The following is a 15,454-nucleotide window of genomic DNA, read 5'->3' on the forward strand; positions in this document are numbered from 1 at the left end:
GAAATAGCAATGAATCAAGAAAAATCAACGAACAATATTCAAAGGAAACTCAAAGATAGACATATCTCTATGATAGCCATCGGTGGTTGTATTGGTACAGGTTTATTTATGACTTCTGGCGGAGCAATTAGAGATGCTGGACCGGGTGGTGCATTACTAGCATATGCAATAGTTGGCTTGATGGTCTTCTTCCTTATGACATCATTAGGAGAAATGGCAACTTATTTACCAGTCTCTGGTTCTTTTAGTACTTACGCAACACGATTTGTCGATCCATCACTAGGATTTGCTTTAGGATGGAACTATTGGTTTAACTGGGTTATCACAGTTGCAGCTGATATCACAATTGCATCTCAAGTTGTGAGTTATTGGGAACCACTAGAAATCGTTCCATCATGGTTATGGAGTGTCATTTTTATGGCTATTATATTTGGCCTTAATGCACTTTCAGTTAGAGTATACGGGGAAAGTGAATACTGGTTTGCATTTATTAAAGTAGCGACAGTTATTATTTTCATTGGTGTAGGTTTATTAACGATATTCGGCTTATTAGGTGGCGAATACTTAGGTTTTGATAACTTTGTAGCAGGTGACGCACCGTTCTTAGGTGACTCGAATGTTAATACTTTCTTACTTGTATTAGGTGTATTCTTAGTTGCAGGATTTTCATTCCAAGGTACCGAGTTGATTGGTATTACAGCTGGAGAATCTGAAAATCCTGAAAGAGCAGTACCTAAAGCGATTAAACAAGTATTCTGGAGAATTTTATTATTTTATATTTTAGCAATCTTTGTAATTGGTATGATTATTCCTTATACAAATCCAAACTTAATGGGTGGAGACGAAATTGCGAAATCACCATTTACTCTTGTATTTGAGAATGCTGGTTTAGCATTTGCAGCTTCATTTATGAATGCTGTCATTTTAACTTCAGTATTATCAGCAGGTAACTCTGGTATGTATGCTTCAGTTAGAATGCTATTTTCAATGAGTAAAGATAAATTAGCTTCACCAGTATTTTCAAAAACAAATAAATCAGGTGTACCTTACACAGCATTATTTGCAACAGCAGTAGTTGTTGTTCTTATATTTGCAATTGAGCATTTAAGTGGTGGCGCATATGAATATATTATTGCAGCTTCAGGTATGACTGGCTTTATTGCATGGTTAGGAATCGCAATCAGTCATTATAGATTTAGAAGAGCATTTGATCTACAAGATTATGATAAGACAAAATTAAAATATAAAGCTAAATGGTTCCCATTTGGTCCATTGTTTGCTTTTGTATTATGTGCGATTGTAATCGTAGGGCAAGATGTTGATTTCATCCAAACTGGTGAATTCGAACCAAGAAGATTCTTTATTACTTATATGGGTATTCCTGTATTTTTAGCATTTTATATTTTTCATAAACTAAAATACAGAACCAAAATGATTCCACTTGATAAAGTTGACTTAAGTCAAGATGTGGATATGAAAGAATTTGAAAAGAATATTAAATAAACATTGACATAAGGGTTTATAATTGGTAAGATAAGTTTTGTTGAATACGAAACGGACCAAGTAGAAGCATACCCGCTTCTCACCTGTAGTGACGCGTAAAGCAGTTAGCAGGTACAATAAACCTTTAAAGTTTATGGATGAGAACGGGTGCATTATGCATTCGTTCTTTTTTTCTTGGACGACTTCGTAAAATTCTAGGAGGTGTCAACCATAGCTAAAGATCAGACTCAAGTAAACGACAAAATTCGTGCAAAAGAACTTCGCCTTATTGGCCAAGATGGTGAGCAAATTGGTGTTAAATCTAAATATGAAGCCCTTGAAATGGCTGAAAGAGTAGATTTAGACGTTGTAATCGTAGCGCCTAATGCTAAACCACCTGTTGCAAGAATTATGGATTACGGTAAATACAAATTCGAACAGCAGAAGAAAGAAAAAGAAATGCGTAAGAAACAAAAAGTAGTCAATGTTAAAGAAATTCGATTAAGTCCAACTATCGAAGAACATGACTTCGAAACTAAATTGAAACATGCTCAAAAATTCTTATCTAAAGAAGATAAAGTTAAAGTATCTATTAGATTTAGAGGTCGTGCAATCACGCATAAAGAAATTGGTCAACGTGTGTTAGAACGCTTTGCAGAATCTTGTAAAGACATAGCAACAGTTGAACAAAGACCTAAAATGGAAGGGCGTTCAATGTTCTTAATGTTAGCGCCGATTTCAAACGACAAATAAACCGAAATTATAGGAGGAAATCTCAATGCCTAAAATGAAAACTCATCGTGGAGCAGCAAAACGTGTTAAAAGAACTGGTTCAGGTCAATTAAAACGTTCTAGAGCGTTCACTTCACACTTATTCGCAAACAAATCTACAAAAGCAAAACGTAAATTGCGTAAAGCTTCATTAGTTTCTAAATCAGATACTAAACGAGTTAAACAAATGTTAACGTACGTAAAATAATAAACATAGCGGACTAATGGTCCATTTTAAGGAGGAATTATCATGCCACGTGTTAAAGGTGGAACAGTGACGAGAGCTCGTCGTAAAAAAGTTTTAAAATTATCTAAAGGTTACTTTGGTTCAAAACATACATTATATAAAGTTGCTAAGCAACAAGTTATGAAATCTGGTAACTACGCTTACCGTGACCGTCGTCAGAAAAAACGTGAATTCCGTAAATTATGGATTGCACGTATTAATGCAGCAGCTCGTCAAAACGACATCAGCTATAGCCGTTTAATGAATGGTCTTAAAGTAGCTGGTATTGAAATTAACCGTAAAATGCTTTCTGAAATCGCTATTTCAGACGAAAAAGCATTTGCTGAATTAGCTACTAAAGCTAAAGACGCTTTAGCTAAATAATTGCATTTCATTGTTGTATAAGCTGTCAATAAAGTTATTAACTTTATTGATGGCTTTTTTTATGAAATAATAAAGTAGAAGATTCGTCTTCTTTACGCTTCAAATTCGCTTTGGTAAAATAGTGTAGAAATAAGAATAAGGAGTTTATTATGTCTAAATTTGATGAAATGATTACAGTAGTACCACGTAAATTAATATTTAAAAACGAAGCTTATCAATTTGATGGGTTTAAATCTATTCAAGATGAAGAAACTAAATATATTTATGAAACAATTAGTCAATTTGAAACAAAACGTCGTGGCGATATGGAAGAAGATCCTTCATATAAACAACTTATTTCATATTGCATATTAGAAAATGAGGACGACGAAGTACTTGTATATGAAAGATTAACTGGTGGTGGCGAAAGCCGATTACATGGTTTAAGTTCAATTGGAGTAGGCGGTCATATGAATGATGTCCCTGAAGCTGTAACAGTTGAAGAGGTCATCAGAGAGAATGCTGCAAGAGAACTTGAAGAAGAAGTTGGTTTAAATAAACAAGATGTAGCAAACATGGAGTTAATTGGATTTATAAACGATGATCAAGATGAAGTTGGAAAAGTTCATATTGGTGTTGTTTTTAAATTAAAGGTTAATAAATCTAGCGTTGAAGCAGTCGAAACAGACACGTTGAAAATCAAGTGGGCTGATCAATCAGAATTGTTAAATCATAAGAATTACGAAACATGGAGTAGTCTTATTATAGATGGTATATACAGAAGAGGTGAGTAACCTTGAGTGAAATTATTCCATTTCCAAAATTAAAAAAACAACTGGTTAACAATATTTATCTTGCGATCCGAAATGAACAATTTGATGAAGCATATGAATTGTTTGAGACGTATGAGCAACATTTTGAGATGGATGATGACCTATCAATAAAGAAATGTGAAGTCTTAAAATCTTGCGGTTACTATCTTGAATTGAGAGAAGAAGCAAGTATATTACTGAATCAAGGTCATCCATTATATGATAAAATAGTTATATATTTTGTAGAAAGTTTATACTTTTTAGAACAATATCGAACGGTAGTTGAAATTATTAATCAAATTAAAGATGAAAATATCGAACATGCTACTAGAATGGCATTGCTACCTATTCAAGATATGGCTAAAGAAAAGTTAAACCAAAGGCAATTGAAAGCTTCAGAGGTATTGAGAGCATTTCAAGAAACACAATTTGAAGAACAAATTAACCTGCTTATTGACTTAATAGATCATCACTTAGGGATATTTAATTTAACTTTAGCTCAAATAATTGAGAATGAATTATTGCATCCTAATGTACAAAGTTTAATATTAGAATATTTAAGATTAAGTGAATGGTCAGCCGAAGTTAAATTCGATAAAATAGATGAGACTATTACAGTTATACCGACAGAATTACCAGGTATAGAAAGAACAAATTTTACACAAAATATCATTCCTAAAGTAATTGATCAACTTGAAATTGATAGCCCTTCATCTATAGAGTTGGCTAAAAGTTTATTAAATCAACATGCTATTATTATGTATCCAATTACACTAAATGATATAAATGATGATGTTTTAGTTGCATGTTACTTGAAACTTTTATCAGAACGTTTTAATATAGACGCTAACTACGAAAGTGTGACTCAACAAGATTGGGACATGTTCATTAAAGTCATTCAAAAATTACAATGAATATAAACACTATAGTTGAAACATTAGAAAGCTATGTTATAATTAAAGAGTTGAAAATTTATAAAATTAGGATAATCACGGAGGTTTTTATTCATGACAGCAACATGGGAAAAGAAAGAAGGTAACCAAGGTTTATTAACTGTTACGGTTCCTAAAGAAGAAGTAGATAAAGGATTAGACAAAGCATTCAAAAAAGTTGTTAAACAAATTAATGTGCCTGGTTTCCGTAAAGGTAAAATGCCTAGACCATTATTTGAACAAAGATTTGGTGTTGAATCATTATACCAAGATGCTTTAGATTTCATTTTACCTGAAGCATACGGTAATGCAGTAGAAGAGGCAGAAATCAACCCAGTTGATCGTCCAGAAATCGACGTTACACAAATGGAAAAAGGTAAAGAACTTATCTTTGAAGCAACTGTAACAGTTGAACCAGAAGTTGAATTAGGAGATTATAAAGGTCTTTCAATCGAGAAACAAGATCGTGAAGTAACTGACGAAGAATTCAATCAAGCAATTGAAGATGCAGTAAGCCGTCAAGCTGAATTAACAGTTAAAGAAGGCGAAATCGCTGAAGGAGACGTTGTTAACATTAACTTTGATGGTTATGTTGATGGTGAAGCTTTCGAAGGTGGTCAAGCAGAAGGTTATGATCTTGAAATTGGTTCTGGATCATTCATCCCTGGATTTGAAGAACAATTAATCGGTCTTAAAGCTAACGATAGCAAAGATGTTGTTGTCACATTCCCAGAAGAATACCACGCTGAAGAATTAGCTGGTAAAGAAGCTACATTCAAATGTGAAGTTAACGAAGTAAAATCTAAAGAAATTCCAGAATTAGATGACGAGTTAGCGCAAGAACTTGACGAATCAGTTAGCACAGTTGATGAATATAAAGAAAAATTACGTAAAGACTTAGAAGAAGCTAAAGTTAATCAAGCAGAAGCAACTGAAAAAGAAGAAGCTATTACAAAAGCTACTGACAATGCAAAAGTTGATATTCCTGAAGCTATGGTTAATACAGAATTAGATCGTATGATGCAAGAATTTGAACAACGTATTTCTCAACAAGGTTTAAACCTTGAGTTATACTATCAATTCTCAGGTCAATCAGAAGAAGAACTTAAAGCACAAATGAAAGAAGATGCTGAAAAACGCGTTAAAACTAATTTAACTTTAAGAGCTATTGCTGATGCAGAGAATATCGAAGTTTCTGATGCAGATGTTGAAGCTGAATTCGCTAAAATGAGCGAACAATTTGGATTATCTGTTGAAGATATTAAAGCAACTTTAGGTAATAACGATATTTTAGTTAATGACCTTAAAATCCAAAAAGTTATTGATTTATTAGTAGCTGAATCAGCTGGAGAATAATAATTATTCGGTATTAAAGTAATTATAGTAGCAGAATATTTCTGCTACTATTCTTTTTTAGTCCGTTTAATTTGAAAAAGTAAAAAACATTTAGTATAGTCTAAAAAGAATAGGGGTGTAAAAATGTTTAAATTTAACGATGGTGAAGAAAACTTAAAATGTTCTTTCTGTGGTAAAGAACAGGATCAAGTTAAAAAACTTGTTGCTGGTAGTGGCGTATATATTTGTAATGAATGTATAGAATTGTGTTCTGAAATTGTAGAGGAAGAATTAAAGTCACAAGAACCAGAACAGTTTACTGATGTTCCTACACCTAAAGAAATTATGGAACAATTAAATGATTATGTTATCGGTCAAGAAAATGCGAAAAAATCATTAGCTGTAGCTGTTTATAATCATTATAAACGTGTACAACAACCTTCTGAAAACGAAGATGGTGTTGAATTACAGAAAAGTAATATCGCATTAATCGGACCTACTGGTAGTGGTAAAACATTGCTTGCACAAACGTTAGCTAAATCATTAAATGTACCATTTGCAATTGCAGATGCAACAAGTTTAACTGAAGCAGGTTACGTTGGTGAAGACGTTGAAAATATATTATTAAGATTAATCCAAGCAGCAGATTTCGATGTTGAAAGTGCTGAAAAAGGTATCATTTACGTGGATGAAATTGATAAGATTGCACGTAAATCAGAGAATACGTCAATTACGCGTGACGTATCTGGTGAAGGTGTACAACAAGCGTTGCTTAAGATTTTAGAAGGTACGACAGCAAGTGTACCGCCACAAGGTGGAAGAAAGCATCCAAACCAAGAGTTTATTCAAATAGATACAACAAATATTCTATTTATCCTTGGTGGTGCCTTCGATGGTATTGATGAAGTTATTAAACGTAGACTTGGTGAAAAAGTTATCGGCTTTAGTAGCTCAGGTGATGAAATTAGTGACGAAGAATCATTACTATCACAAATTAGACCAGAGGATTTACAGTCTTATGGATTAATTCCTGAATTTATTGGTAGAATTCCAATTGTAGCTAACCTTGAAACATTAGATGTTGATGCATTGAAAAATATTTTAACGCAACCTAAGAATGCGTTAGTTAAACAATATACTAAGATGCTTGAATTAGATGATGTTGAACTACAATTTGATGAACAAGCACTTACGGCTATAAGTGAATTAGCAATAGAACGTAAAACAGGTGCACGTGGACTTCGTTCAATTATTGAAGAAGCTTTAATCGATATTATGTTTGATATTCCATCTAGCTCTGATGTAAGTAAAGTTGTTATTACTGAAGATACAATTAGAGATCATAAATTACCAAACTTATATGATAGTGAAGGTAATTTAATCAACGATGAAAAAACATCAGCATAATCACATATGATTACCAAGGCTGAGACATGTTATTAACTGTCTCAGCCTTATTTAATGTTTTAAAGTGATTTGATTTAGCTAACGTTACTGTGTTTAAAATATAAGCAAGATAAGATATAATAAAAGAAACAAACTTGTAGGAGAAAACGATGAAAATTAATCCGAATAATGTAGATATTATAATCAGTGCAGTAGATCCGAAACAATATCCTGAGACTGGTTTGCCAGAAATAGCACTTAGCGGACGCTCAAATGTTGGTAAATCAACATTTATTAATACGTTAATTTCAAGAAAAAAAGTTGCAAGAACTTCATCGAAACCAGGTAAGACTCAGACATTAAATTTCTTTAATATCGATGAGCAACTTATCTTTGTAGATGTACCAGGTTATGGATATGCTAAAGTTAGTAAAAAACAAAGAGAACAGTTTGGTAAAATGATTGAGCAGTATTTAACAACTAGAGAAGCATTAAGATGTGTGATTCAATTAGTTGATATTAGACATAAACCAACTCAAGATGATGTGTTGATGTATAACTATCTGAAGCATTTTGAAATACCAACTATCGTCATTGCGACTAAAGAGGATAAAATTCCTAAAGGTAAAGTACAAAAGCATTTAAAAATCATTAGACAAACCTTAGAATTAGATCCTGAAGATAAATTGATTAGCTACTCATCTTTAAACAAAGATAAGACAGACAATATTTGGGCATTATTGTCACAATTTATTTAAACAAATCACTCACATTTCTAGATTAGAAATGTTATAATTTAGACATTGGACATAAATTAATGGGGGCGTTAGAAGTGCATGTTGTTGTAGTAAGCGTAAACTATAAGACTGCAGATGTTGCAATGCGTGAAAAACTAGCTTTTAATGATCAAGAAATTGAGAATGCGCTTGTAACACTAAACAATCAAAAATCTATATTAGAATGTGTAATCTTATCGACTTGTAATAGAACTGAAGTATATGCTGTTGTAGATCAAATCCACACTGGTAAATATTATATTCAGTCATTTTTAGCAGATTGGTTTGATCAATCATTAGATACAATTAAACAATATACAAATGTTTTAACTGAGAATGATGCAGTGGAACATTTATTTAGAGTGACTTCAGGATTAGATTCTATGGTTCTAGGAGAGACTCAAATCTTAGGTCAAATGAAAGACGCATTTCAAATTGCGCAAACAGAGGTTACAACTGGAACTATGTTTAACCGTCTATTTAAACAAGCAATTACTTTAGCTAAGCGTGCGCATCATGAGACTGATATTGCGTCAAATGCTGTTTCAGTATCTTATGCAGCTGTCGAATTATCTAAAAAGGTTTTAGGTAAATTAGATAATAAGAAAGCATTAATCATTGGTGCTGGGGAAATGGCTGAGTTAGCTGTTGCAAATTTAAATGGTAGTGGTGTTAATGACATTACTGTTTTAAATCGTACAGTAGCAAAAGCAGAATCACTTGCGATGCAGTATAAAGGTGTAGCGAAAAGCATCAATGAATTACAATGTTCATTAATGGAAGCGGATATTGTGATTAGTTCAACAAGTGCGGAACATTATGTATTAACTAAAGATATGATGCGTGATGTAGAGCGTTTTAGAAGAAATAAACCGTTAGTATTAATTGATATTGCGGTACCTAGAGATATAGACCCAGAAGTAAATGATTTAGAATTAATGTTTAATTACGATGTAGATGATTTAAACGGACTGGTTGATGCTAATTTAGCAGAACGTGAACAAGCAGCACGTGAAATTGAATTATTAATTGCTAAAGAAATTGATAAACATGAAGAATGGGTAAATATGCTAGGTGTTGTGCCAATTATTACGGCATTAAGAGATAAAGCATCACATATACAACAAGATACTATGATGAGTGTAGAAAGAAAGTTACCTGATATGACTGACAGAGAGCGTAAAGTTATTTCTAAACATATGAAAAGTATCGTCAATCAACTATTAAAAGATCCGATTACACAAGCAAAAGAATTATCAACGGACAAAAAATCAAAAGAAAAATTAGAATTATTCCAAGAAATCTTCAATATCTCAAGTGAAGTTGAGCGAATAAATGAAACTAAGAAAGAATTAAAACAAGATCAATTGTCTCCTAAAACAGTTGAATCTTAATACAAAATAATGGTGATGCTATGCAAGATGTAATTTCTGTACGTTTGCATGAAATAGTATTAATTATTTACATGATTTGTTTAGGGTGCTATTTTTATGACTTTATTCAAAAGAATTCTAAAGTTAGAAAGTTTGGGTATTATACGCTAGGGATTGTTTGGATTTTTCAAACAATCTTTTTGTGCATGTATATTGTTACAACTAAACAATTCCCTGTACTAACGATTTTCGAAGGATTTTATTTTTATACATGGATGATTATCACTGTTTCTTTAGTTTTAAATTATTTTAAATCCACAGATTTAACAGTCTTTATTATCAATTTGATTGGGTTTGTATTTCTAGTTATTCATACATTTAGACCTGAACAGTATGACACAGAAAATACTGCAGCAAATATAATGAATGAATTACTTTTAATACATATTTCTTTAGCTATTTTAAGCTATGTTCTTTTTGCATTGAGTACATCACATGCAATTTTGTATTTGTTACAAAGAAAAAATTTAAAAGAGAAAAAATTTAATCAAAAGTTCTTTAGAATGGGCAGTATTGACCAATTAGAACAAAATGTGTTCAGATTTACATTAGTAGGATTTTTAGTCTTATTAATTAGTTTAATACTTGGCATTCAATGGGGACTTATTATAATTGGTAGTGAAATTTGGATTGATAGTAAAGTAATCGGTTCATTAATAGTCTTACTACTTTATGGTATTTATTTATTTTTAAGAGTAAGAAAATCAATCAACACAAAAACGTTAGTTATAGCAAATATTATGATGTTTCTCGTGTGTATGATAAATTATTTGGTGGTCTCAAAATTTTCAGGATTTCATCAATGGTTTAACTAAACAATGGTGGAGGAAATTATGCGTAAAATTATTGTAGGTTCTAGAAAAAGTAAATTAGCTATGACGCAGAGTCAGCAATTTATAGATAAATTAAAAGAAAAATACCCAGAATTAGATATTGAAATTAAAGAAATTGTTACTAAAGGTGACAAGATTGTTGATGTTCAATTATCTAAAGTCGGTGGTAAAGGATTATTCGTTAAGGAAATACAACAAGCATTATTCAATCATGAAATTGACTTTGCTATTCATTCCTTAAAAGATGTTCCAAGTGAATTGCCTGATGAATTAACACTAGGATGTATTCCAGAACGTGAAAATCCATTTGATGCATATATCGCAAATAACCACGTTAAACTTGCGGATTTGAAACCAGGTAGTATTGTTGGTACAAGTTCATTAAGACGTGGAGCGCAATTATTAGCAAAATATCCTCATTTAGAAATTAAGTGGATTCGTGGAAATATTGATACACGCTTAAATAAATTAGAAACTGAAGACTTCGATGCGATTATACTTGCTGCAGCTGGATTAAAACGTATGGGCTGGAGTGATGATATCGTTACTGAATATTTACAAGAAGATACGATGGTACCTGCTATAGGGCAAGGTGCACTAGGTATCGAATGTAGAAGTGATGATCAAGAATTATTAGATATTCTTAAATCAGTTCATGATGAGAATGTAGATACATGTGTAACGTGTGAAAGAACTTTCTTAAATGAAATGGATGGTAGTTGTAAAGTGCCAATAGCTGGTTACGCAACTCTTGAAAATGATGAAATTTCATTTACAGGTTTAATCATGTCTCCAGACGGTAAAGAAAGATATGAATCAACAATAAAAGGAACTGACCCTGTGGAAATAGGTAAACAAGTTTCTGAAGAACTAAAAGCACAAGGTGCATATGAAATTATTAAGAAATTGAATGAAGAAGCATAATAAGGAGTCGTTAACATGAAGCCAATCATTGTGGTTACAAGTACAAGAACTGTTCAACGTGAAGATGTCGATATTCGTCATTATCCGTTCATTGATATTGTTCCTATCAAATTTGAACAATCTTGTTTAAAACCACACTATGATTGGCTTATTTTTACGTCTGTAAATGCGATCAAAATATTTGAACCATATTTAAATCAAATAGAAGTTGATCGTATAGCAGTTATCGGTACAAAAACAAAAAAAGTAGCAGATCAGTACAATATCTCAGTCGATTTAATGCCAGATTCATTTACTCAAGAAGGTTTATTACATGAATTTAAAGATCAGTTCACAAATCAATCTATATTAATCCCGTGTAGTAAACAAGCTAGAGATAAACTGGCGAAAGAACTTATGAAATGGGATAATCAAGTACAAGTACTGCATCTATATGAACCTGTTACAAATATAGAAAATGTTAGAAAAGTACATGAACTGATACAACACCAAGAAGTAACGCATGTTACTTTTTCAAGTTCGTCGGCTGTTTCTAGTTATTTTGATAACTATCATCGAATTCCTAACTCAGTTGAAGTTTATGCAATTGGTGCTATAACAGAGCGAAAGTTAAATACATATCGTCAACCTTCTAAAGTAGCAGAAGAATACACATTAGAAGGCATGATAAATACAATTTTGAAAGAGGTAAAATCATGAAATTTGATAGACATAGAAGACTTAGATCATCTCAAGTAATGAGAAATATGGTGAAAGAAACGTATGTTCATAAATCAGATTTAATATATCCGATTTTTGTAATTGAAGAAGATAATATTAAAAACGAAATATCTTCAATGCCAGGTATTTATCAATTAAGTTTAAACTTATTAGAACAAGAGCTAAATGAAGCTTATGATTTAGGCATTAGAGGTGTTATGTTCTTTGGTATACCTAATGAGAAAGATGCTTGTGGAACAGGTGCTTTTATTGATGATGGTATTATACAAAAAGCAACACGATTATCTAAAAGTAAATTCCCAGATATGTTAGTTGTGGCGGATACATGTTTATGTGAATATACAGACCACGGACATTGCGGTGTAATAAACGAAGAAACAAAAGATGTAGATAACGACCAATCATTAGAATTACTTGTGAAAACAGCTGTATCACAAGCTAAAGCTGGTGCAGATATTATTGCGCCAAGTAATATGATGGACGGATTTGTTACTGAAATTAGAGAAGGCTTAGATCAAGCAGGATTTATAAATATTCCTATTATGAGTTATGGTATTAAATACGCATCTAGCTTCTATGGCCCATTTAGAGAAGCAGCAGAAGGGGCACCTTCATTTGGAGATCGTAAGACTTATCAAATGGATCCAAGTAATCGATTAGAAGCTTTCAGAGAATTAGAAAGTGATATTAAAGAAGGTTGCGACATGATGATTGTCAAACCAGCTCTAAGCTATTTAGATATCATTAGAGATGTTCGTAATCGCTCAGACTTACCAATTGTTGCATACAATGTAAGTGGAGAATACAGTATGACAAAAGCAGCTGCATTAAATGGCTGGATAGATGAAGAAAAAATCGTGATGGAACAAATGACGTCAATGAAACGTGCTGGTGCTGACATGATTATTACTTATTTTGCTAAAGATATTTGTAAATATTTAGATGGAGGAGACTACTAATATGAGATATGAACGTTCAATAAATGCCTATGATGAAGCTGTAAATTTAATGCCAGGTGGCGTAAATAGTCCAGTACGTGCTTTTAAATCAGTAGAAACACCACCAATTTTTATGGACCACGGACAAGGATCTAAAATTTATGATGTAGATGGCAATGAATACATTGATTACGTGTTAAGTTGGGGACCATTAATTCTAGGTCATACACATGAAAAAGTAAAAGCTGCATTACATGAAGCAGTTGATAAAGGAACTTCATTCGGTGCATCAACTGAACTTGAAAATAAAATGGCAAAGCTTGTTATTGAACGTGTGCCATCTATTGAAATGGTGAGAATGGTTTCTTCAGGTACAGAAGCGACATTAGCCGCTTTACGTCTTGCAAGAGGTTACACTGGTAGAAATAAAATATTGAAATTTGAAGGCTGTTATCACGGTCATAGTGATTCATTATTAATTAAAGCAGGTTCTGGCGTTGCGACTTTAGGTTTACCAGATTCTCCTGGTGTACCAGAAGGCACAGCTAAAAACACTGTTACTGTTCCATATAACGATATTGAAGCAGTAAAAGTTGCATTTGAACACTTTGGTGAAGATATTGCTGGCGTTATAGTTGAGCCAGTAGCTGGTAACATGGGCGTCGTGCCACCTGTTGAAGGATTCTTAGAAGGTTTACGTGATATTACGAAAGATTATGGCTCATTACTTATTTTCGATGAAGTTATGACTGGATTTAGAGTTGGCTATAACTGTGCACAAGGTTACTTTGGTGTGACACCAGATTTAACATGTTTAGGTAAAGTTATAGGTGGTGGACTACCAGTTGGCGCATTCGGTGGTAAGAGAGAAATTATGGAAGAAATAGCACCAGTCGGTAATGTATATCAAGCTGGTACACTTTCAGGTAACCCATTAGCAATGACAAGTGGTTACGCAACACTAAGTGAATTAACTGAAGAAAGCTATCAATACTTCAACGAACTTGGAGATTTACTTGAAAAAGGTCTGAAAGAAGTATTTGCAAAACACGCTGTTCCGATTACGGTTAATCGTGCAGGTTCAATGATTGGGTATTTCTTAAATGAAGGACCAGTAACTAACTTCGATGAAGCAAATTCATCAGACTTAGCATTATTTAGTAAAATGTATAGAGAAATGGCTCAAGAGGGCGTATTCTTACCACCTTCACAATTTGAAGGAACATTCTTATCCACAGCACATACTAAAGAAGATATTGAAAAAACAATACAAGCTTTTGACATTGCTTTAGAAAGAATAACGAACGAATAAAACTTACCTCAAATTATAGAAACATAAATGATATAATTTTTTTGAGGTGTTAAATCATGAATAGAAATAAATGGAACATTGTACTCGTTAGTTTGTTAGCAATTATACTCGGTTTTGTGTTACAAAGTATTCACATGATATTACCATGGTTGTTTGGACCTATATTTGCGAGTTTAATTGTGATTAAAGTGTTGAAAAGAACGATTAAATGGCCAACATGGTTAGGTAATATCGGGTTACTGATATTAGGTGTACAGATGGGTTCTACATTTACGCCTAATGTCCTTCATGATATTAAAGATGAATGGATACAAATTATCTTAATGTCAGTTTGTATCTTAATACTTGCGTTAATTGTATCAATAGCGTTTAGAAAAATTGCAAATGTTACTTTCGAAACGGCCTTGTTAAGTGCAATTCCAGGTGCTTTAAGTCAGATGGTTATTATGGCTGAAGAAAATAAAAAAGCAGATTTGTTAATTGTTACACTTACACAAACATCTCGAATCATGTTTGTCGTAATATTAGTTCCAATTATTTCATCCATTTATGGTAATGATGGTACCACGTCAGGACAAATTGAAAAGGCGCCATCTATATTTACATCGCTAGATTTCACAGGTATATTTGTGCTACTAATCGGTATCATCGCTTTATACTTTATATTCTATAAATTGAAAGTACCAGTGCCGCAATTACTTGCACCGATATTTGTATTATTAGTATGGAATTTATATACTGGGCAAATCTTCTCATTAGATTATCCGATCATTGTCGTTGCACAAGTATTATTCGGTATAAGAATAGGTGTTCAAATATCAGATTTAATCAATAATTTAACGAGAAAGACAATTTTTGCTATAGCATTTCAAAATGTATCGCTCATTATTGGCGCATTTGTACTTGTTTTTGTATTTGAGTTATTTATAGACGACAATATAAACGATTTATTCTTAAGTGCAGCACCTGGTGGTATGGCTCAAATCATCGTGGTAGCATTAGAAACAGGCGGTGATGTCGCCATGATATCAAGTTATCACATATTTAGGATATTCTTTATTCTACTGATTGTTGCGCCATTAATTAAAATTTTCTTAACAGCACGAACTAGAAAATATGGAAATTAAAATGAATCAATATTGACTTATATGGATTCTGCTTATATTATTAGAGTAATCGAATATTTATCAAGGAAGAGTAAATCATTGATT

General features: G+C 32.5%; 16 protein-coding genes and 2 other annotated features (1 of these 18 running past the window's edge). All 16 genes read left to right on the forward strand.

Annotated elements, in window-relative coordinates; translation table 11 throughout:
* Positions 1-9: 9 nt before the first annotated feature.
* The 16 genes from MHH94_RS06115 to MHH94_RS06190 all read left to right on the forward strand — a co-directional run bounded on the left by MHH94_RS06115 (position 10) and on the right by MHH94_RS06190 (position 15,370).
* Entirely contained in the window at positions 10-1,503 is a 1,494-nt protein-coding gene (locus MHH94_RS06115) for an amino acid permease (RefSeq protein WP_058592097.1), read from the forward strand.
* 52 nt (positions 1,504-1,555) lie between these two features.
* Positions 1,556-1,681, forward strand: a sequence feature (ribosomal protein L20 leader region).
* Between the two features lie 23 nt (positions 1,682-1,704).
* Positions 1,705-2,235, forward strand: coding sequence for a translation initiation factor IF-3 (gene infC, locus MHH94_RS06120; RefSeq protein WP_025904295.1), 531 nt, complete (start codon positions 1,705-1,707; stop codon positions 2,233-2,235).
* Positions 2,236-2,260: 25 nt separating this feature from the next.
* Positions 2,261-2,461: a 50S ribosomal protein L35 gene (rpmI, locus tag MHH94_RS06125; protein WP_016910907.1), complete on the forward strand. Its 201-nt coding sequence runs from the start codon at positions 2,261-2,263 to the stop codon at positions 2,459-2,461.
* 42 nt (positions 2,462-2,503) lie between these two features.
* Positions 2,504-2,863 carry a 50S ribosomal protein L20 gene (gene rplT / locus MHH94_RS06130; protein WP_025904294.1) on the forward strand — a complete coding sequence of 120 codons (360 nt, stop codon included), beginning with the start codon at positions 2,504-2,506 and terminating at the stop codon, positions 2,861-2,863.
* A 149-nt stretch (positions 2,864-3,012) separates the two neighbouring features.
* Positions 3,013-3,636, forward strand: coding sequence for an NUDIX domain-containing protein (locus MHH94_RS06135; RefSeq protein ID WP_048539620.1), 624 nt, complete (start codon positions 3,013-3,015; stop codon positions 3,634-3,636).
* A gap of 2 nt (positions 3,637-3,638) precedes the next feature.
* Positions 3,639-4,568: a hypothetical protein gene (locus tag MHH94_RS06140; protein ID WP_058592063.1), complete on the forward strand. Its 930-nt coding sequence runs from the start codon at positions 3,639-3,641 to the stop codon at positions 4,566-4,568.
* 93 nt (positions 4,569-4,661) lie between these two features.
* Positions 4,662-5,942: a trigger factor gene (tig, locus tag MHH94_RS06145; RefSeq protein ID WP_058592064.1), complete on the forward strand. Its 1,281-nt coding sequence runs from the start codon at positions 4,662-4,664 to the stop codon at positions 5,940-5,942.
* Positions 5,943-6,065: 123 nt separating this feature from the next.
* The gene (clpX, locus tag MHH94_RS06150) at positions 6,066-7,328 is read left to right on the forward strand and encodes an ATP-dependent Clp protease ATP-binding subunit ClpX (protein ID WP_084755545.1); all 1,263 of its coding nucleotides are present in this window, start codon (positions 6,066-6,068) and stop codon (positions 7,326-7,328) included.
* A gap of 149 nt (positions 7,329-7,477) precedes the next feature.
* Entirely contained in the window at positions 7,478-8,065 is a 588-nt protein-coding gene (gene yihA / locus MHH94_RS06155; protein ID WP_025904289.1) for a ribosome biogenesis GTP-binding protein YihA/YsxC, read from the forward strand.
* 74 nt (positions 8,066-8,139) lie between these two features.
* The gene (gene hemA, locus MHH94_RS06160) at positions 8,140-9,477 is read left to right on the forward strand and encodes a glutamyl-tRNA reductase (protein ID WP_048539624.1); all 1,338 of its coding nucleotides are present in this window, start codon (positions 8,140-8,142) and stop codon (positions 9,475-9,477) included.
* Positions 9,478-9,497: 20 nt separating this feature from the next.
* Positions 9,498-10,331: a cytochrome C assembly family protein gene (locus MHH94_RS06165; protein WP_048539625.1), complete on the forward strand. Its 834-nt coding sequence runs from the start codon at positions 9,498-9,500 to the stop codon at positions 10,329-10,331.
* Positions 10,332-10,349: 18 nt separating this feature from the next.
* Positions 10,350-11,273, forward strand: coding sequence for a hydroxymethylbilane synthase (gene hemC / locus MHH94_RS06170; protein ID WP_058592066.1), 924 nt, complete (start codon positions 10,350-10,352; stop codon positions 11,271-11,273).
* Positions 11,274-11,288: 15 nt separating this feature from the next.
* Complete coding sequence (locus MHH94_RS06175) at positions 11,289-11,972, forward strand: uroporphyrinogen-III synthase (RefSeq protein WP_058592067.1); 684 nt, start codon at positions 11,289-11,291, stop codon at positions 11,970-11,972.
* Positions 11,969-12,952, forward strand: coding sequence for a porphobilinogen synthase (gene hemB, locus MHH94_RS06180; RefSeq protein ID WP_048539628.1), 984 nt, complete (start codon positions 11,969-11,971; stop codon positions 12,950-12,952). Before MHH94_RS06175 ends, hemB begins: the two co-directional genes overlap by 4 nt.
* A gap of 1 nt (position 12,953) precedes the next feature.
* On the forward strand, positions 12,954-14,243 hold the full coding sequence (hemL, locus tag MHH94_RS06185; protein WP_106417358.1) for a glutamate-1-semialdehyde 2,1-aminomutase: 1,290 nt from the start codon (positions 12,954-12,956) through the stop codon (positions 14,241-14,243).
* Positions 14,244-14,299: 56 nt separating this feature from the next.
* A complete protein-coding gene (locus tag MHH94_RS06190; RefSeq protein ID WP_058592069.1) occupies positions 14,300-15,370 on the forward strand; it encodes an AbrB family transcriptional regulator in 1,071 nt (356 codons plus the stop codon).
* 48 nt (positions 15,371-15,418) lie between these two features.
* Positions 15,419-15,454, forward strand: a binding site (T-box leader); it runs 177 nt beyond the window's last position.

This window comes from Mammaliicoccus sp. FSL K6-3158 (assembly GCF_038005105.1).
GTDB classification, from domain to species: domain Bacteria; phylum Bacillota; class Bacilli; order Staphylococcales; family Staphylococcaceae; genus Mammaliicoccus; species Mammaliicoccus sciuri.